At 42.6% G+C, this 18,346-nt stretch carries 17 protein-coding genes and 2 tRNA genes; 18 read left to right on the top strand and 1 reads right to left on the bottom strand.

Going from position 1 to position 18,346, the window contains the following annotated elements; translation table 11 throughout:
- Positions 1-21: 21 nt before the first annotated feature.
- The 10 genes from K5J94_RS07630 to K5J94_RS07585 all read left to right on the top strand — a co-directional run bounded on the left by K5J94_RS07630 (position 22) and on the right by K5J94_RS07585 (position 8,394).
- A complete protein-coding gene (locus tag K5J94_RS07630; RefSeq protein ID WP_159564034.1) occupies positions 22-222 on the top strand; it encodes a holin in 201 nt (66 codons plus the stop codon).
- Between the two features lie 149 nt (positions 223-371).
- Entirely contained in the window at positions 372-917 is a 546-nt protein-coding gene (locus K5J94_RS07625; RefSeq protein ID WP_221912791.1) for a hypothetical protein, read from the top strand.
- 320 nt (positions 918-1,237) lie between these two features.
- On the top strand, positions 1,238-1,930 hold the full coding sequence (gene pyrF / locus K5J94_RS07620) for an orotidine-5'-phosphate decarboxylase (protein WP_159564032.1): 693 nt from the start codon (positions 1,238-1,240) through the stop codon (positions 1,928-1,930).
- Between the two features lie 36 nt (positions 1,931-1,966).
- Positions 1,967-2,596, top strand: a complete 630-nt coding sequence (pyrE, locus tag K5J94_RS07615) for an orotate phosphoribosyltransferase (RefSeq protein ID WP_159549159.1) — start codon at positions 1,967-1,969, stop codon at positions 2,594-2,596.
- A 153-nt stretch (positions 2,597-2,749) separates the two neighbouring features.
- Complete coding sequence (locus K5J94_RS07610; RefSeq protein ID WP_221912790.1) at positions 2,750-4,219, top strand: amidase; 1,470 nt, start codon at positions 2,750-2,752, stop codon at positions 4,217-4,219.
- Positions 4,220-4,342: 123 nt separating this feature from the next.
- The gene (locus K5J94_RS07605) at positions 4,343-5,209 is read left to right on the top strand and encodes a transporter substrate-binding domain-containing protein (RefSeq protein ID WP_159544100.1); all 867 of its coding nucleotides are present in this window, start codon (positions 4,343-4,345) and stop codon (positions 5,207-5,209) included.
- Positions 5,210-5,218: 9 nt separating this feature from the next.
- Positions 5,219-5,899: an amino acid ABC transporter permease gene (locus tag K5J94_RS07600; protein ID WP_221912789.1), complete on the top strand. Its 681-nt coding sequence runs from the start codon at positions 5,219-5,221 to the stop codon at positions 5,897-5,899.
- A 91-nt stretch (positions 5,900-5,990) separates the two neighbouring features.
- Complete coding sequence (locus tag K5J94_RS07595; RefSeq protein WP_159544096.1) at positions 5,991-6,644, top strand: uracil-DNA glycosylase; 654 nt, start codon at positions 5,991-5,993, stop codon at positions 6,642-6,644.
- A 76-nt stretch (positions 6,645-6,720) separates the two neighbouring features.
- Positions 6,721-7,104 (top strand): DUF1398 family protein, encoded by a 384-nt coding sequence (locus K5J94_RS07590; RefSeq protein WP_231700349.1) that lies wholly within the window; start codon positions 6,721-6,723, stop codon positions 7,102-7,104.
- Between the two features lie 21 nt (positions 7,105-7,125).
- Positions 7,126-8,394, top strand: a complete 1,269-nt coding sequence (locus K5J94_RS07585) for a dihydroorotase (RefSeq protein ID WP_221912788.1) — start codon at positions 7,126-7,128, stop codon at positions 8,392-8,394.
- A gap of 80 nt (positions 8,395-8,474) precedes the next feature.
- Here K5J94_RS07585 and plsY read toward each other — a convergent pair whose 3' ends face one another.
- Positions 8,475-9,119 carry a glycerol-3-phosphate 1-O-acyltransferase PlsY gene (plsY, locus tag K5J94_RS07580; RefSeq protein WP_221912787.1) on the bottom strand — a complete coding sequence of 215 codons (645 nt, stop codon included), beginning with the start codon at positions 9,117-9,119 and terminating at the stop codon, positions 8,475-8,477.
- A gap of 136 nt (positions 9,120-9,255) precedes the next feature.
- Here plsY and parE point away from each other — a divergent pair, with 136 nt between their 5' ends.
- The 8 genes from parE to rpsA all read left to right on the top strand — a co-directional run bounded on the left by parE (position 9,256) and on the right by rpsA (position 17,957).
- Complete coding sequence (parE, locus tag K5J94_RS07575; protein WP_159564025.1) at positions 9,256-11,205, top strand: DNA topoisomerase IV subunit B; 1,950 nt, start codon at positions 9,256-9,258, stop codon at positions 11,203-11,205.
- 183 nt (positions 11,206-11,388) lie between these two features.
- The gene (locus tag K5J94_RS07570; RefSeq protein ID WP_221912785.1) at positions 11,389-12,195 is read left to right on the top strand and encodes a phosphate ABC transporter ATPase; all 807 of its coding nucleotides are present in this window, start codon (positions 11,389-11,391) and stop codon (positions 12,193-12,195) included.
- A gap of 222 nt (positions 12,196-12,417) precedes the next feature.
- Positions 12,418-14,880: a DNA topoisomerase IV subunit A gene (parC, locus tag K5J94_RS07565; RefSeq protein WP_221912783.1), complete on the top strand. Its 2,463-nt coding sequence runs from the start codon at positions 12,418-12,420 to the stop codon at positions 14,878-14,880.
- 78 nt (positions 14,881-14,958) lie between these two features.
- Positions 14,959-15,981: a branched-chain amino acid aminotransferase gene (locus K5J94_RS07560; RefSeq protein WP_221912781.1), complete on the top strand. Its 1,023-nt coding sequence runs from the start codon at positions 14,959-14,961 to the stop codon at positions 15,979-15,981.
- A 63-nt stretch (positions 15,982-16,044) separates the two neighbouring features.
- Positions 16,045-16,275 carry a DUF2969 domain-containing protein gene (locus tag K5J94_RS07555; protein WP_221912779.1) on the top strand — a complete coding sequence of 77 codons (231 nt, stop codon included), beginning with the start codon at positions 16,045-16,047 and terminating at the stop codon, positions 16,273-16,275.
- Between the two features lie 60 nt (positions 16,276-16,335).
- Positions 16,336-16,416, top strand: a tRNA-Tyr gene (locus K5J94_RS07550).
- Between the two features lie 139 nt (positions 16,417-16,555).
- A tRNA-Gln gene (locus tag K5J94_RS07545) sits at positions 16,556-16,627 on the top strand.
- A gap of 127 nt (positions 16,628-16,754) precedes the next feature.
- Positions 16,755-17,957: a 30S ribosomal protein S1 gene (rpsA, locus tag K5J94_RS07540; RefSeq protein ID WP_159544084.1), complete on the top strand. Its 1,203-nt coding sequence runs from the start codon at positions 16,755-16,757 to the stop codon at positions 17,955-17,957.
- Positions 17,958-18,346 lie beyond the last annotated feature (389 nt).

Raw genomic sequence — 18,346 nt, 5'->3', positions numbered from 1 at the left:
TTAATAAAAGGAGAAGAAATAATGTCTCAATTACAACAGCGTCTTTCACGTCAGTCATTTTGGATTGCTCTCATCTCATTAGTGATGATGTTAGTCGACAATATTGCGCATTCTTATTTCCGTGTTTGCATTAGTGATACTCTCAATATGCTTGAACAAACGTTCTGTATTGTTTTGACTATCTTACTCTTTTTAGGCTTTTTAACGAACAAGCCAGATTAAGCTTCCTCCTTGGAGAGTCAGCCTAAACCAGCGCGGCGCTAAGCAAAAAAGTTTTAAGAGATACAAGGGCCAGCGATTGCTCTTTTATAACCCATGTGTTATATTAATAGTATTGAAGGAATCGCGTGTTGAGTAAAGGTGGGGATCAGATGAGTACGAGTGAACAAACAAACCATAAGGTGTTAATTCAAAAATTATTGGTTAGTATTCATTATTTGACCCTCTTTAAGGATGAACTCCTCCTGGTAGAGCGAACGCCATCTATTTTGGGGGGCGAATTTTCATCTAGTGCTGTTCAGAGTGAGTTAGGTGATATTGTTAGAGCGATTAATGATTTGGATAAAAAGCAACGCTTGATTGAGTCTACTTTTTGGTATGAAGAGTCCGCTTTCAAATTAATGAATAAGACTTTAGATATTGTGGATAATTGGGTTAAAGGCTTGGACCATTTAGTTACCCTCTGCCAGTCTAAAGAGGTCTTTCAGGCTATTTTGGGCGACAAACGGGTCCGGGTTTTCGGTGTTTTAATTGACGTGTTCTCATCACTTAAAATCATTGCCTTGTCCTTAAAAGAAGCTCCGGTTGCTCCAGTGGACTATGAGCACATCAAGATGGTGCACCTTGAGGAAGAGGCCTTTCTTAAACACTATCAAAGCCCCAAGTCAGCTCATGAACCTAATACTGTAATGGTGTAAATGATTAGCTTTTACCATAGGATGAAAACATTAATAATAAACAACCAGGGTAGAGTTCCATCAATAAGACCTCTACCTTGGTTGTTTTTATATCTGGGCTTGGATTTTTATTTGCGCCTCTTTTTGTGCTTCCTTTTTTGACAGCTTCTGTAAAATACGATATAATGTTAGAAAAATTACCTTTAATCAGGTCCAGAGAGGCTTACAAGGTTTATCAGTAAAAACAGATGTATTTGACATACTCTCATTTTCTGTCACCTTGTTTCCTGCTGGAGGCAAGGTTTTTAACTGCCAATATAGCAGGCCAAAGAAAGGAAGATATGCAAGAAGAACGTCCGATTATTGCTTTAGATTTTGCTACTTTTGAAGAGGTTAAGGATTTTTTAAATCACTTTCCAAAAGCGGAAATGCTCTATCTTAAAATTGGTATGGAGCTCTATTATGCCCACGGACCTCAAGTGGTTTCTTATGTAAAATCCCAAGGGCACAGTGTTTTTTTAGATCTGAAACTTCATGATATTCCAAATACTGTTCAAGCAACCATGGCGGTGCTAGCCAAATTAGGGGTCGATATGACGACCGTCCATGCAGCCGGCGGACTGGAGATGATGGCCGCAGCTCGCAAAGGATTAGGCTTTGGACCAAAGCTCATGGCGGTGACTCAGTTGACCTCTACTTCTGAGCAGCAAATGCAAAAGGAACAATTGATTCAGGCTAGCCTGGGAGAATCAGTGCAGCATTATGCACAACTGACGCAGCAAGCAGGCTTAGATGGTGTGGTCTGTTCGGCTCAAGAAGTTGGACTCATCAAAGAGGTGACACCTGAGGGATTCTTGTGTTTAACACCAGGGATTAGGCCCCAAGGGGTGGCTATTGGAGATCAAAAACGGGTGATGACACCAGCTCAGGCAAGAGCTATTGGCTCACATTTTATCGTGGTGGGCCGACCAATTACCCAGGCTAGTGATCCGCTAGCTGCTTATGAAATGATCAGAGCTGAATGGAATGCTTAAAGCCAGCTCAGCAATTTAGCCAAAAAGGAGAAAAACATGACTTTAGCCAAAACGATTGCTGCTGATTTGTTAGCCATTGAAGCAGTTTATGTAAAACCTGAGGCACCTTTTACCTGGGCTTCAGGGATAAAATCCCCGATTTATACTGACAATCGAGTGACTTTGTCTTATCCTAAGACTCGTACTTTGATTGAGGACGGCTTTGTATCAGTGATTCGCAGGTATTATCCTGAAGTTGAGGTCATCGCTGGGACAGCAACAGCAGGCATTGCGCACGGAGCGATTGTTGCAGATAAGATGAATTTACCTTTTGCCTATATTCGTAGTAAACCTAAGGACCACGGAGCAGGTAATCAGATTGAAGGCCGCGTCTTTGCCGGCCAGAAAATGGTTTTAATTGAAGATTTGGTTTCTACGGGTGGCTCTGTGCTAGCAGCGGCAGCGGCAGCACGTCAAGCAGGTATAGAGGTGTTAGGGATTGTAGCCATCTTCACTTATGAATTGCCAAGCGCTCAGAGCAATTTTCAAGCGGCGGGATTAAACCTGCATACCCTAACCAGCTACAGTCAATTGATTAGGGTTGCACAAGAAGAAGGCATTATCACAGAACAGGGGCTGGCTTTGATGCAAGCCTTTCAAAAAGATCCTAACCGTTGGCAAGGATGATGCCTTAAAAAGAGAAAACTGAAAAAGTAGAGCAGGAATTTTTCTGTTTTCTTTTTTATCCTAAAAGATGGTATCATGCTAAAGAAAGTAAGCAAGGTGCTGAGCAAATAAGTAACCAGAAAAAAGCATGCCCTAACGAAGGAGGAGATAAGCATGACATTGACCGATTTTAATGATGCAACTGCGATGGCCTTAGCCATTCAGGCTAAGCACATTTCTCCCAAAGAATTGGTGACTTGGACCATTGAGCAAGCGCTAGCTATGAATCCCAAGATTAATGCCATCGTGGATCAGCGTTATGAAGCAGCCTTGGCAGAAGCGCAAAGCCGATCGTTTAAGGGGTTGCCCTTTGCAGGGGTACCGATTTTTCTCAAGGATTTGGGGCAAGATAAGGTTGGCCTGCGTGCGACCTCTGGCGCAAAACTTTTACAAAAGCACTACCCCAGACAAGATACGGCATATGTGCAAAGGTTGGAGGCCTTGGGCTTTATTATTCTTGGCACATCAAATACACCTGAGTATGGTTTTAAGAATATTAGTGATAGCCAAGCTAACGGTGCTGTTAACCTGCCAATGGATGTGTCGCGTAACGCTGGTGGCTCATCTGGCGGTGCTGCAGCATTGGTTTCTTCCGGCGTAACCAGTTTGTCACCAGCAAGCGATGGAGGAGGTTCCATTCGCATTCCTGCTTCTTTTAATGGCTTGATTGGCCTAAAACCTAGTCGTGGCCGAACGCCAGTCGGCCCAACCGTTTTTCGTTCTTGGCAAGGGGCCGCCGTTCATTTTGCTGTCACTAAAACGGTTCGAGACACCAAGCGGCTCTTATATTATCTGCAAACCTTGCAGATGGAAAGTCCTTTTCCCCTACCTTTATTAAGTGAACAAACGGTATTTGCTAGTCCTCAGAAGAAATGGCGCATTGCTTTGTTTCAAAAGCAGCCAGATGGCCAGCCTTTGGGCCAAGAAGCAAATCAGGCACTCCTTAATGCCAGCCGCTTCTTAGCAAGTCAAGGTCACCAGATTGAAGAAATTAACCAATTGCCAATTGATATGGCCCAAATGACACGTAGCTATTACATTATGAATGGGGCAGAGACAGCCAATATGTTTAGCCAGCTGGCTGAGGCCATGGGCCGGGCTTTGACCAAAGATGATATGGAAATAATGACCTGGGCTATTTATCAAAGTGGTCGGCGTGTATTAGCTCAAGACTATGCTCGCTTGCTCTATGAGTGGGACGATTATAGTGCCCAGTTACATGCTTTTTTCCAAGATTATGATGTGCTTTTGCTGCCTTCAACACATGATATTGCTCCTAAACATGGGCAGTTAGATCCCTCGCCCGATTTGCTTGTGCGATTGGCTCATGCTGCAGAGTATAGTAATAAAGAGCAGCTGGAATTGGTGGAGCAGATGTTTGAGAAGGGGTTGGCGCTCAATCCTAATATGTCGATAGCTAATTTGACGGGAGCCACGGCCATCAGCCTGCCCACTCACATGACGACAGCTGGGCTACCACTTGGCATCCAATTTTTAGCAGCCAAAGGTCAAGAAGGACGCTTGTTAGAGCTTGCTCAGCAATTTGAAGAAGCTGGGCAATTTCGGCAAGTCCTGGCTCGGTAGGGTTAAAAAAGCGAGGAAGGTGGTTATAAGAAGGGGAGACTTTGCAAGGGCGTAAGCGTTTTACATGCCAGCTACTAGTGTGAATGGTATACTTGTTTTTAGTAATAAAAGGAGAAGAGTAACATGCATAAATCCGTAAAATGGCTGTTAGTAAGCCTAAGTGCTTTGAGCTTAACTGCTTGTGCAACCACTCAGCAAAAGCAGGCGACAAGCTGGTCGAAGATTGAGAAAAAGGGTGTCTTGACGGTCGCCACTCCAACAACCTATCAACCAACATCCTATTATAATGATAAGAATCAGCTGGTTGGCTATGAAGTGGATATGATGAAGGAGGTCGGAAAACGCCTCGGTGTCAAGGTAAAATTTGTAGAAACAGGTTTTGATCAGGCTTTTACGTCCATAGATAGTGGCCGAGCTGACCTTTCTATCAATAATTTTGACATTACAAATAAGCGCAAAGCCAAGTATAATATGTCCATTCCTTACAAATATGGTGTTGGTGGGATGATTGTCCGTGCAGATGGCTCTTCTCGTCTTGTTAAAAAAGACCTCAGCGATTGGAAAGGAAAGAAAGCTGCCGGTGCTGAAGGTACAGAATATATGAAAGTAGCCAAGAAACAAGGCGCTACACTAGTATCCTATGACAATGTGGCTAATGATGTCTACCTTAAGGACGTGGCTTTGGGGCGTACTGATTTTATTCCTAATGATTATCCTGCACAAAAGCTTTTTGTTGATTTTATGAAGCGGCAAAATCCCTCAATCAATGTCAAGATGAGTGATGTGCTCTATAATCCAACCAAACAAGGTATTGTGATGAGTAAAAAAGACCAATCGCTTTTACAAAAAATCAATCCTGTGATCAAAGCGATGATGTCAGATGGTAGCTTAAAAGCCATTTCTGAGAAATACTATGCTGGTCAAGATCTAACCAAGCCTTTTGATAAAGGGGCAAAGATTCCTGTTATTAAGACCAACGATGTAGAGTAAGGACCTTTTATGATTAATGTTGCCCTTATTCTCAAAAGCTTTCCCTTTGTGTTAAAAGGCTTGCCCTATACTTTAGGCATTTCAGCTGCTAGCTTTGCCACGGGATTAATTCTTGGTTTTGGCTTTGCTTTGATGCGGCAAAGTTCCAATTGGTTGCTGCCAAAACTGGCCAAGGCTTATATTTCTTTTTTTCGTGGTGTTCCGATGATTGTGGTCCTCTTTGTGCTGTATTTTGGGCTACCTTATTATGGTTTGCAGTGGCCAGCTTTGCTTTGTGCTTATTTTGGTTTTTCCTTGGTTAGTGCAGCTTTTATTGCTGAAATTCTGCGTTCAGCTATGGCCGCTATTTCTCATGGACAATGGGAAGCTGCGCAAGCCTTGGGCTTACCTCAGCGAATTATTGTCAGCAAAATTATTGTACCACAGGCCTTACGCATTGCTGTTCCACCGTTGGGGAATGTGGTGATTGATATGGTCAAATCCTCCTCACTGGCTGCTATGATTACAGTCCCTGACATATTCCAAAATGCCAAAATTATTGGTGGCAGGGAGTGGGACTACATGTCCATGTATATCCTTGTGGCTGTGATTTATTGGCTCATTTCAGTTGGTTTGGAGAAGGCGCAGTACTGGCTGGAAGCGCAGTTGACTTATGACCATAAAAAGGTCACAAAAAGACTCACTTTTTAAGAAAAGTGGGCTTTTTTAGGGGTAATTATGATAAAATAAATAATAATTGACTGATTGGGGTCGCATTTTAGCAATGAAAGGATGATATTTAATGATTCACTCTACCTGGCATGACAAATTAAAAGCAGCACTGCCACAGGCTTATTTTGCTAGGATTAACCATTTTCTCGACCAGGTCTATCAAGCAGGAGTGGTTTATCCGCCACGAGAGAAAGTTTTTGCGGCGCTTAAGGCAACACCCTACGAAGAAACTAAGGTCATTCTCCTTGGTCAGGATCCTTACCATGGTCCTGGTCAGGCACAAGGCTTGTCATTTTCGGTTCCAGATCACATCCCAGCACCGCCTTCCTTACAAAATATTCTTAAGGAATTAGCAAGCGATATTGGTCAACGTAAGCACCATGATTTGCGTCCTTGGGCAGAGCAAGGAGTTCTTTTGTTAAACGCCTGCTTAACTGTGCCTGAGCATCAGGCCAATGGCCATGCCAATAGGATTTGGGAGCCTTTTACGGATGCGGTTATTAAGCTTGCCAATGATAAAACGAGTCCTGTTGTGTTTATCTTATGGGGTGGTTATGCCCGCAAAAAAAAGGCTCTGATTACCCAGCCGCACCACTATATTATTGAAAGTCCCCATCCAAGTCCGCTGTCCGCCCACCGTGGTTTTTTTGGCAGTAAGCCATTTTCGCGGACCAATACTTTTTTGCAACAAGCTGGGCTATCCCAAATTGATTGGTTGCGATGAGCCAGGAATCATCTCAAAAAATGCGCTAGCCATTGCTATGCTATGCAGTGCTTTTACTAAGAAAAAAGGAGACAAGGTGCTAAACAAAGCAGACATTCAAGCAGCTCATCAGCAATTTACTGGACCAGATTTTCCAAAATTAATCCAGGCCTTTAAAGCTATGGGCATGTTGCGCTATACAGTTTTCATTGATCGAGGAGAAGTTAGTTACCAGAGTGCGGATCAAGTGCTGATCACTAATGGCTATCAGGTCAGGTCGGAAATTGCTGCTAGGAGTAATCTTGCGGCAGCTCAGGCTGATTTGGCGCGCCACCAGGCTGGTCAAAGTAACTTTGAAGCCTTTTGTCAAGACATGGCAGCCGCTGGTATTTATAAATGGGTTAGTGATCTACAGGCGATGACATGCAGCTACTATGATCAAAGTGAAACTGCTTTGATTGTTGAACAGATACCACAATAAGATACACAAGCAGAGGTTTCTATGTTACTAATAAAAAATGGGCGTGTGCTTGATCCTGCTTCGGGTCTGGATCAAAAATTAGATGTGTTAATCAATGAGGGCCGGATTCGTGCCATGTCTGCCAAGATTGAAGAACCCGCAGCACAGGTGATTGATGCAACAGGGCTGGTCCTTGCACCAGGTTTGGTTGATATTCATGTGCACTTTCGTGAGCCAGGTCAAACGCACAAAGAAGACATCCATACAGGAGCTTTAGCAGCAGCGGCTGGCGGCTTCACATCAGTAGTTATGATGGCTAATACTCAGCCCACCATCTCTACTCGTGCAACCCTTGAAGCTGTTTTGACTAGCGCCCGTAAAGAACCCATTAACATTTATACCAACGCCAGTGTCACACACAACTTTGATGGGCAAACCTTAACGGATTTTGCTACACTTAAGCAAGCTGGGGCAGTCAGCTTTTCAGACGATGGCATGCCATTGACAGACGCTGGCCTTCTTCGGGACGCTTTGAAAGCGGCCAAGGCTTGTGGAACCTTTGTTGCAGTACATGAAGAAGACCCCACACTCAATGGTGTCTTAGGGCTCAATGAGCATATTGCCGTCCAGCATTTCCATTGCCAAGGCGCCACAGCGATGGCAGAATATAGCATGGTTGCCCGGGACGTGATGATTGCCTATGGCAGCCAAGCTCATCTCCATATTCAGCACTTATCCACTGCCCAAGCCGTTAAACTAGTGGCTTTCGCGCAAGAATTGGGGGCTCAGGTAACCGCTGAGGCAACGCCTCAGCATTTCTCAAAAACAGAAGACTTGCTGCTGATGGCTGGCGCTAATGCCAAGATGAATCCTCCATTACGAACAGAGGCTGATCGCTTAGCCGTCATTGAAGGTTTAAAGGCTAACTCCATTTCCATTATTGCGACTGACCATGCTCCCCACCACAGAGAGGAAAAACAGGTTACAGATATTTGTCAGGCTCCTTCTGGTATGACTGGTCTAGAGACGGCCCTGTCACTTGGACTTACAGCCTTAGTTGAACCAGGTCATTTGACTTTAAGCGACTTGTTGGCTAAAATGACCATTAATCCTGCACGTTTGTACCAATTTGATGCAGGTTATCTCCAAGTTGGTGGACCTGCTGATGTCCTGATTTTTGATCCTGATGCCGATCGGATCGTAAGTTCGACATTTGCCTCTAAGGCTGCTAATTCCCCCTTTATTGGTGAACGCTTAAAAGGCAAGGTCCATTATACCATTTGCCGTGGGCAAATTGTGTTTGAAGCATAATCTCAAAGAAAAAGGAGCTGGACTGCTAAACAGTCTAAACTCCTTTTTATGATGGAAAATGTGTTTATGTAAAAAACCTGCTATTGCTGAGTGGGTTTTTGCTTACTAAGATTGAGCCCCCAGGGAACGACATTTTCTCGGTGCTCACGAATGCGTGTGATGTTGTCCTTGTGCCGATAAACAATCAGACTAGCCAGGATTCCAACGATGCTAATCAAAAATAAATCATAGCGAACTAAAATAAAGGAAAATCCCGGAAAAACACAGACACTTATTACTGCAAAAATAGCTAAACTGATGCTGGCCAAGGAAATCATGCTATAAAGATAGAGGATGACAACAAACAACAGGGCTAACAGTAAGAAATATAAGGGAGAATAGCCTAGGACCACCCCAGCACTGGTCGCTACGGCCTTGCCCCCTTTGAAATTTGCAAAAATGGGAAAAGTATGGCCAATGACCGCAAAAAAACCAAAAATAATCGGAGAAAGGCCAATAACGCCTAAAATACCAGGTAAGATAGTTGGAATAGTACCCTTAAGTATATCAATAAAAAGCGTAGCTAAGCCGGCCTTAAAGCCTAAGATACGAAAGGTATTGGTGGTGCCAGTATTACCAGAACCATGTTCGCGTAAGTTGGTCTGATAAAAGCCTTGACCGATCCATAGTCCCGTTGGTATGGAACCTAGCAAATAAGAAAAAATGATGAGTAAGGTTATTTTCATAGTTAGTATTATAGCATATCTTTAAATGAACCGACTAGAGTGCTAAACCGATTTTCTGGATAAATGATAGAAAAGATTTTGCAAATTTCTTAAAAAACTTGTAAGATAAAAAGGATGAAAAAACTGGAGGTCACTCTTGGCTAAAGAAGAAATAACAATTAATAATTATAATGATGATGCCATTCAGGTACTAGAAGGGTTGGATGCGGTCCGCAAACGTCCCGGCATGTATATTGGCTCAACAGACGCCACGGGTCTTCATCATTTGATTTGGGAAATCGTGGATAATGCTGTTGATGAAGCCCTATCAGGTTTTGGTGATGCGATTGATGTGACCTTAAATAAAGATGGCTCGGTGAGTGTTGCCGACTGTGGGCGGGGGATGCCTACTGGAACCCACAAAATGGGTATTCCCACAGTACAAGTCATTTTCACCGTTCTTCATGCCGGAGGAAAGTTCGGACAAGGGGGCTATAAGACCTCTGGAGGTCTGCATGGGGTTGGCTCATCGGTAGTGAATGCGCTTTCTAAATGGCTAGAAGTTGAAATTACTCGCGATGGTGCTGTGTATCGTCAGCGGTTTGAAAATGGTGGCAAACCGGTAACCACTTTAAAAAAAATTGCGAGTGCGCCCAAAACTAAAACAGGGACAAAAGTCACCTTCTTGCCAGATGATACCATTTTTTCAACTACTGATTTTAAGACCAACACGATTGCTGAGCGCTTAAAAGAGTCCGCCTTCTTGTTAAAAAATGTCAAAATGACATTGACTGATTTGCGAGGGGCTGAGCCACTAGTGCAAGAATTTCACTATGAAAATGGTGTGCAAGATTTTGTCGAATACTTAAATGAAGATAAAGAAACCCTGACCCCAGTTATTTATATTGAGGGGCAAGAGCAAGACTTTCAGGTCCAAGTAGCCATTCAATATAATGATGGTTTTTCTGATAATATTCTCTCCTTTGTGAATAATGTTCGCACACGAGATGGTGGGACCCATGAAACAGGTCTCAAATCAGCGATAACAAAAGTCATGAACGACTATGCCCGAAAGACCAACCTGCTTAAAGAAAAAGATAAAAACTTAGAAGGTTCTGACTACCGTGAAGGCTTATCAGCAGTCCTTTCCATCTTAGTTCCTGAACAACATTTACAATTTGAAGGCCAAACCAAGGACAAGCTTGGAAGCCCCCTTGCGCGTCCAGTAGTTGATGGGATTGTATCGGAAAAGCTAACCTATTTTCTCTTAGAAAATGGTGAATTGGCGACTAATTTGATTCGTAAGGCGATCAAGGCGCGTGATGCACGTGAGGCTGCGCGTAAGGCCCGTGATGACTCCCGCAATGGTAAGAAGTCTAAGAAAGATAAGGGGCTCTTATCGGGCAAACTCACCCCTGCTCAGTCGAAAAATCCTAGGAAAAATGAATTATACCTGGTCGAAGGGGATTCCGCGGGTGGCTCAGCCAAACAAGGCCGCGACCGCAAATTTCAGGCAATCTTACCTTTACGTGGTAAGGTCCTCAATACTGAGAAGGCTAAGATGGCTGATATTCTCAAAAACGAAGAAATCAACACCATGGTCTATACGATTGGTGCAGGTGTTGGGGCTGACTTCACCATTGAGGACATCAATTATGACAAGATCATCATCATGACCGATGCTGATACAGATGGGGCCCACATTCAAACTTTGCTGTTGACCTTTTTTTACCGCTATATGCGCCCCTTAGTTGAAGAAGGCCATGTGTATATTGCCCTGCCACCACTCTATAAAATGTCTAAAGGTAAAGGAAAAACGGCGAAAGTGGCTTATGCTTGGACGGATGGGGAATTGGAAGATCTGCGCAAGTCATTTGGCAAAGGAGCCAGTCTGCAGCGGTACAAAGGGCTTGGAGAGATGAATGCTGATCAATTATGGGAAACCACTATGGATCCTGATAGTCGCACACTGATTCGTGTAACGATTGATGATTTGGCCCGAGCAGAGCGCCGCGTCTCCATTTTGATGGGTGACAAACCAGCTCCTAGACGCCAATGGATTGAAGATAATGTCACCTTTACCCTAGAAGAAAATACTGTTTTTTAATAATGAAGGCTGACTTGATACTTTTTGAAATCTGCCAGGCTCTTCCTATCTAAGTTTAAAAGTAGTACCAGTTTTATTTTTGCAGATACAAGTCATCAGTGTAAGATTAATTTTTGGTGAGAGAATCGCTTATTCTTCATCAGCTGCCCACTAGCAATGATTTCCTTAGGAAAGGAGGGCTTTGTGAAGTTAGTTATTTGGCAAAACAATTATAGCCTTCAATGGGAAGGAACCTATTATTTGGCCTTAGAGACCTATCCTTTCATCCAAGCCTGGGAGTTAGAAAAGATAGCTGCTTTTTGTGCTTATGAAAAAATGCATCACAGGCAAACTCAAATAATCTGTCAAGATAAGGTGATTTTAAGAGCAATCAATCAGTACCTACAAGATTATTCAGGCCAGTTTCCTTTCACTCCTAGCCAGCCAAAGGTAGCATCTACCTATGCTATTTCTGGTCAGGCAGTCTATAGTAATTGGCTTAGTCATGTGTGTACAGTAGATACAGCCGTAGCAATCTTTAAATCAGGAAAACTACTATCAGCAGTCAAGGCCTTCCAACTTACTGCTAAGGAGTTGGTTTGCGACCCACGAAATGCTGCTGGTGATCCTGCAGATTATTTTGAATACGTGATGTTAGGCTGGTCAAATACTAGTTCTGGTTATCGTTTAGCTATGGAAAGATTGCTTGGTCATTTACCCAATGATAGAGAGCTAAACGAAGCCTTTATTCCAGGTGTGAGCTTTCACTTTGATTATGAGGAGGTGACATCATTAGATCATTACCTTTTTGATGGCTATCATCCTGCAAAAGTGAAAGATGAGCTGCCATTGACTTATTTAAAAGCGTGTATTATTCCTCAAGAGCAGGCCTCCTTGTTTGAGGGAATTATTCCTGAAACATTTAAAACAAGATGCTTTTACTTACCTTATAACAAAGAGGGATTAGTAGGATGGAGTGAAACAGTCTATCGCTTTTTAGTGCAAATTTAGGTGGCTTATTGCTTTTTTCTACATCATTTTAGGGGAAATTGCCTTTTTAGGGAGTCTCGGTTTTCTAGTGATTTCCTAGTTTTTTCTTACGTTAACTTTAAGAAAGGATTTGAGCATAGGTGGAAAAGTTAGTCAAAAACAAATCGGCTGATAATAAAATAAGGCTGTCACCGATTTTTCTAGTTTTAGACGCTTTTTCAAAATCCTTTGCCTCTTAAACTTATGTCAAACATTCAAAACATGTCGCTTGAAGACATTATGGGAGAACGTTTTGGACGTTATTCCAAGTACATCATCCAAGAGCGGGCCTTGCCTGATATTCGTGATGGTTTAAAACCAGTTCAGCGGCGAATTCTTTATTCCATGAATAAAGATGGGAATACCTTTGATAAGGGCTATCGCAAATCAGCCAAGTCTGTTGGTAATATCATGGGGAATTTCCATCCTCATGGGGATTCGTCTATTTATGATGCCATGGTGCGGATGTCGCAGGATTGGAAAAATCGGGAAATCCTGGTGGAAATGCACGGAAATAATGGTTCAATGGATGGCGATCCACCAGCAGCAATGCGGTATACTGAAGCCCGTCTTTCAGAAATTGCCGATTATTTGCTACAAGATATTCAAAAAAACACCGTTCCCTTTGCTTGGAACTTTGATGATACGGAAAAAGAACCTACTGTTCTTCCGGCAGCCTTTCCCAACTTACTAGTTAATGGGGTAACTGGTATCTCAGCCGGCTACGCTACAGACATTCCGCCACATAATCTGGCTGAGGTTATTGATGCAGTGGTTTATTTGATCGATCATCCCAAAGCCACGGTTGATAAATTGATGACTTTCTTACCGGGTCCTGATTTTCCAACTGGCGCTATCATTCAAGGCACTGCTGATATTCAAAAAGCCTACGAAACAGGTAAGGGCCGTGTTGTGGTGCGCTCGAAAACGGAAATCGAAACACTAAAAGGTGGAAGGCAACAAATTATTGTTACTGAAATCCCCTATGAAATCAATAAATCTGTTTTAGTGAAAAAGATTGATGATGTCAGAGTCAACAATAAGGTCCCAGGCATTGCGGAAGTGCGAGATGAATCAGACCGAACAGGCTTACGGATTGCAATCGAACTGAAAAAAGACGCCGATTGTCAAACTGTCTTGAATTATCTTTTAAAGTATACCGATCTCCAAATCAATTATAATTTCAACATGGTAGCCATTGATCATTATACACCCAAGCAAGTCGGCTTGATCAAGATGCTCACCAGCTACATTGCCCACCGTAGATCGATTATCATTCAACGATCTAAATATGATAAAGACAAAGCTGAAAAACGCTTACATATTGTTGACGGGCTGATTCGTGTTCTCTCAATTTTGGATGAGGTCATTGCGTTAATTCGGGCTTCTGATAATAAGGCTGATGCTAAAGAAAACTTAAAGGTCAGCTATGACTTCTCAGAAGAACAAGCAGAAGCCATTGTTACCTTGCAATTGTATCGTTTAACGAACACCGACATTGTTACCTTGCAAGATGAAGAAAAAGAGCTGCGCGAGCTCATTACCACTTTAGCTGCTATTATTGCCGATGAAACGACCATGTATCACGTCATGAAAAAAGAGCTGCGCGAAGTCAAAAAGCGCTTTGCCAATCCGCGGCGCTCCGAATTGCAAAAAGAAGCACAAACGATCGAAATTGATACAGCTAGCTTAATTGTTGAGGAAGAAACCTTTGTCAGTGTTACTAAAGATGGCTATCTTAAGCGGACGAGTCCGCGTTCTTTTAACGCCTCAACGCTGGAAGAAATTGGTAAACGTGAAGATGATTGTATTGTGTTAGTGCAAGCAGCTAAGACCACACAACACTTGTTACTTTTTACCAATCTGGGCAATGTCATTTACCGGCCGGTCCATGAATTGCAAGACATCAAGTGGAAAGACATTGGAGAACATCTGTCGCAGACCCTTACGAACTTTGCTAATAATGAAGTTATCGTATATGCTGAGATAGTTGATCATTTTGATGCAGGGATTTATTATTGTGTCACAAAACTTGGACAAGTCAAACGTTTTGAGCGCACAGAACTGCAACCATGGCGCACCTATCGCTCTAAATCAACAAAATATGCCAAATTAAAAGGTGACCAAGATGCTGTTATCACCATCCAACCAAGTGCTGGCGAGGCACTGATGCTTGTATCTTATCTGGGGTATGCCCTTCGTTTTAGTATTGATGAAGTGCCGATTCAAGGTCTGAAGTCTGCAGGAGTCAAGGCTATGAATCTAAAAAAAGAAGATGTCATCAGGGCAGCTTTCAAAACAACAACGGATAGCTTTTATCTCTTAACCCAACGTGGTAGCCTCAAGCGGACAGCTCAAACAGCCATCCCTGTAACTAGCCGCGCCAATCGAGGTTTGCAAGTGTTACGAGAGCTAAAAACAAAACCTCACCGTGTCTTTACTGCCGGCCCTGTTTTTGCTGCAAAAGAGCCAGGGGCCATTGATTTGTTCCAACCAGTTGAGGACAAACCGCAAGCCACCAGCCAAATCTTGCAGGTCATCAGTAAGACTGGACAACACTATGAACAAGATTTAACAGAGCTTGGCTTATCTGATCGCACAAGCAATGGTTCTTTCCTCTCAGAAACAATTTCAGAACAAGAAGTCTTTGCTGCCTATTTTAAATAATAAAACAGGCGTGTTGATGGATTTGTTAGAGAAGCAGAACCAGTAGGACCATTACCATATAAAAGAAAGTGAATGATTATGTCTGTATCTATTCAGTGGGAAAACTTAGGCTTTGATTATATGAAACTTCCATTTCGGTTTATTTCATATTATAAAGACGGTCAATGGGATGAGGGTTGTTTAACAAAAGACGCCACTCTCCACATTTCAGAAAGCTCAACAGCTTTGCATTATGGCCAGCAGGCCTTTGAAGGCTTAAAAGCCTATCGGACAAAGGAAGGCACCATTCAATTATTTCGGCCAGATCGAAATGCTGCGCGGTTCCAAGCTACAGCTGATCGTCTATTGATGCCCCAAGTTCCCACAAACAAATTCATTGATGCTGTTAAGCAAGTTGTAGTGGCAAACAAGGACTATGTTCCACCTTACGGGACTGGAGCAACTCTGTACCTTCGGCCATTGCTAATTGGCGTTGGGGACGTCATTGGTGTTAGACCAGCAACAGAATATATTTTTACGGTTTTTGCCATGCCAGTAGGCAATTACTTTAAAGGTGGACTGGCTCCAACTAATTTTTTAGTGTCAGAAGAATTTGACCGAGCCGCACCTTACGGCACAGGTGCGGCCAAGGTTGGTGGTAACTATGCTGGTAGTTTGTTGCCTGGCAAATATGCTAAGACCCATGGCTATTCAGATGTTATTTATTTGGACCCGGCAACGCACACCAAAATCGAAGAAGTCGGAGCGGCTAACTTTTTTGGCATTACAGCTGATAATGAATTTATTACACCTTTAAGCCCCTCTATTTTACCATCTATTACTAAATACTCTTTACTTGAACTCGCAGAAACACGCCTGGGAATGAAAGTTATTGAAGGCGATGTCTTCATTGATCAATTAGAGCGCTTTGTCGAAGCGGGTGCATGTGGAACGGCTGCCGTCATCTCGCCTATTGGTGGTATTCAGTACAAAAATAATCTCCATGTTTTTTACAGTCAAACCGAGGTTGGGCCTGTGACGAGGCGCTTGTATGATGAGCTAGTTGGCATTCAGTTTGGAGAGATTAAAGCCCCTGAGGGCTGGATTGTGAAAGTTGACTAAATCATTAGCTTGCTCTTGCCAGCTGCCTTGATTTTGTGTAAAATGATGAAAGTGAGGTAGGAAATGAGTAAAAAAGATAAAAAAATTGAGATCCAACTTGTGGACCATGCAGTTACTGTGGCAAAGGCACAGGTTGATGGTTATCAATTGTTGATTGGCAAGCGCTTAGTTGGTGAAGTTGCCGAGCTTGACGACAAATTTGCTATTATCTCAAATGGAACGGTAGAAGCTTTTTATAAAAATTTGGAACAAGCAGTTGAAAAAGTTATTGAAAACTACAATTTGAATCATTAAAAATAGGCAAAAAGACTTGCCAGTGACCAAAAACTATGATAGAATAGTTTTTGTTGTTACGGAAAGATAGCGAAGAGGCTAAACGCGGCGGACTGTAAATCCGCTCCTTCGGGTTCGGGGGTTCGAATCCCTCTCTTTCCATGTTCAGGATATAGGGCCTTGACAGTCTATATGAAATGGAGAAGCTGCTGCAGTGTCCCAGGACACTAGGAAGTTTGACTCTTTCACTAGGATTTTGGTCCATGCTTAGCTTAGTAGGCATCCTGAAGTAAACCTATCTTGGGGTATAGCCAAGCGGTAAGGCAAGGGACTTTGACTCCCTCATGCGTTGGTTCGAATCCAGCTACCCCAGTCAGAGGTATCAGATTTTTATTTGAGACCGTCAAAGATAAAAGTTGTTGTCGTTGCGGGTTACCTTGAGAAAATATATTGTTATCAAAAGCTAGCAGGAGCTAGCTTTTGTTGGAGGATTTTTTAGAATGAATGAATTTGAAGATTTGCTAAACAGTGTTAGCGAAGTAAATCCCGGTGATGTAGTCACTGCGGAAGTTTTAACTGTTGATAACGGTCAAGCAAACGTTGTTATCGAAGGCACAGGTGTTGAAGGCGTATTAACTCTTCGTGAATTGACTAACGACCGTGATGCTGACATCAACGACTATGTTAAAGCTGGCGACACAGTTGAAGTGCTTGTTCTTCGTCAAGTAGTAGGTAAAGATACTGATACTGTAACTTTCCTTGTATCTAAAAAACGTTTAGAAGCTCGCAAAGCATGGGACAAACTTATTGGTCGTGAAGGTGAAGTTGTTACCGTTAAAGGTACACGCGCTGTTAAAGGCGGACTTTCAGTAGAATTTGAAGGGTTACGTGGTTTTATCCCCGCTTCAATGATTGACACACGTTTTGTCCGCAACACTGAAAAATTTGTTGGTCAAGAATTTGATGCTAAAATTAAAGAAGTTGATCCATCAGAAAACCGCTTTATCTTATCACGCCGCGATGTCATCGAAGAAGCTGCTGCAGAAGCACGCAAAGAAGTTTTCTCTAAATTGACAGAAGGTTCAATTGTGACTGGGACAGTTGCTCGTTTAACTAGCTTTGGTGCCTTTGTAGACCTTGGTGGAGTAGATGGACTTGTTCACGTTACTGAACTATCACATGAACGCAATGTTTCACCAAAATCTGTTGTCTCAGTTGGTGAAGAAGTTGAAGTTAAAGTACTCTCCATTGATGAAGAAGCTGGCCGAGTATCCTTATCAATTAAGGCGACTCAACCTGGACCATGGGATGGTGTTGAGCAAAAACTAGCAGCTGGTGATGTTATTGAAGGCAAGGTAAAACGTTTAGCTGATTTTGGTGCTTTTGTCGAAGTATTACCAGGTATTGATGGTTTGGTTCACATTTCACAAATTTCACATAAACGTGTGGAAAATCCAAAAGATGTTCTTTCAGTTGGTCAAGATGTCACTGTAAAAGTACTTGAAGTTAATGCAGCAGACGAACGTGTCTCGCTTTCTATCAAGGCACTTGAAGAACGCCCTGCACATAGCGAAGGTGACAAAGAAGAAAAACGTCAATCACGTCCGCGTCGTCCAAAACGCGAAGCTAAACGTGATTACGAATTGCCAGAAACACAAACTGGTTTCTCAATGGCAGATTTATTCGGCGATATTGAATTATAAACAATCAGACTTTATAGCAGGTCTGAGAAGAGCAAAAAGCAACGACCTAAAAATCGTTGCTTTTTGCTTGCTTGTAAAAGGCTCTATAAGCTGTAGTGGCTAAGTCCCTACCACAGCTTATAGAGCTTTTTTGAGGTGAGGTTGTTCATGGCTAATTTTTTGTACCTAACTAGTGTCGTCAACTAAAAAAGACAGAAATGTTGGAAATAAGGAACAAAAATCAAGTTGGGAGATTGTGCAATTAAAATGCGGTTATCCGAATTTTTAATCTCAGATTTGCTGAATCTCTTGCCTAATTTGATACTTTTGGGGAAGCAAAGTAAAACTAAATGCCTCAACAGTTAGGCTTCACTTGCTGTTAGCTTTGTTGAAACGCGTTTCTATTTTTA

It is taken from the genome of Streptococcus halichoeri, from assembly GCF_019774635.1.
Lineage (GTDB): Bacteria > Bacillota > Bacilli > Lactobacillales > Streptococcaceae > Streptococcus > Streptococcus halichoeri.
Note: the sequence above shows the minus strand (reverse complement) of the source record. Positions and strands in the feature narration are given on the sequence as shown.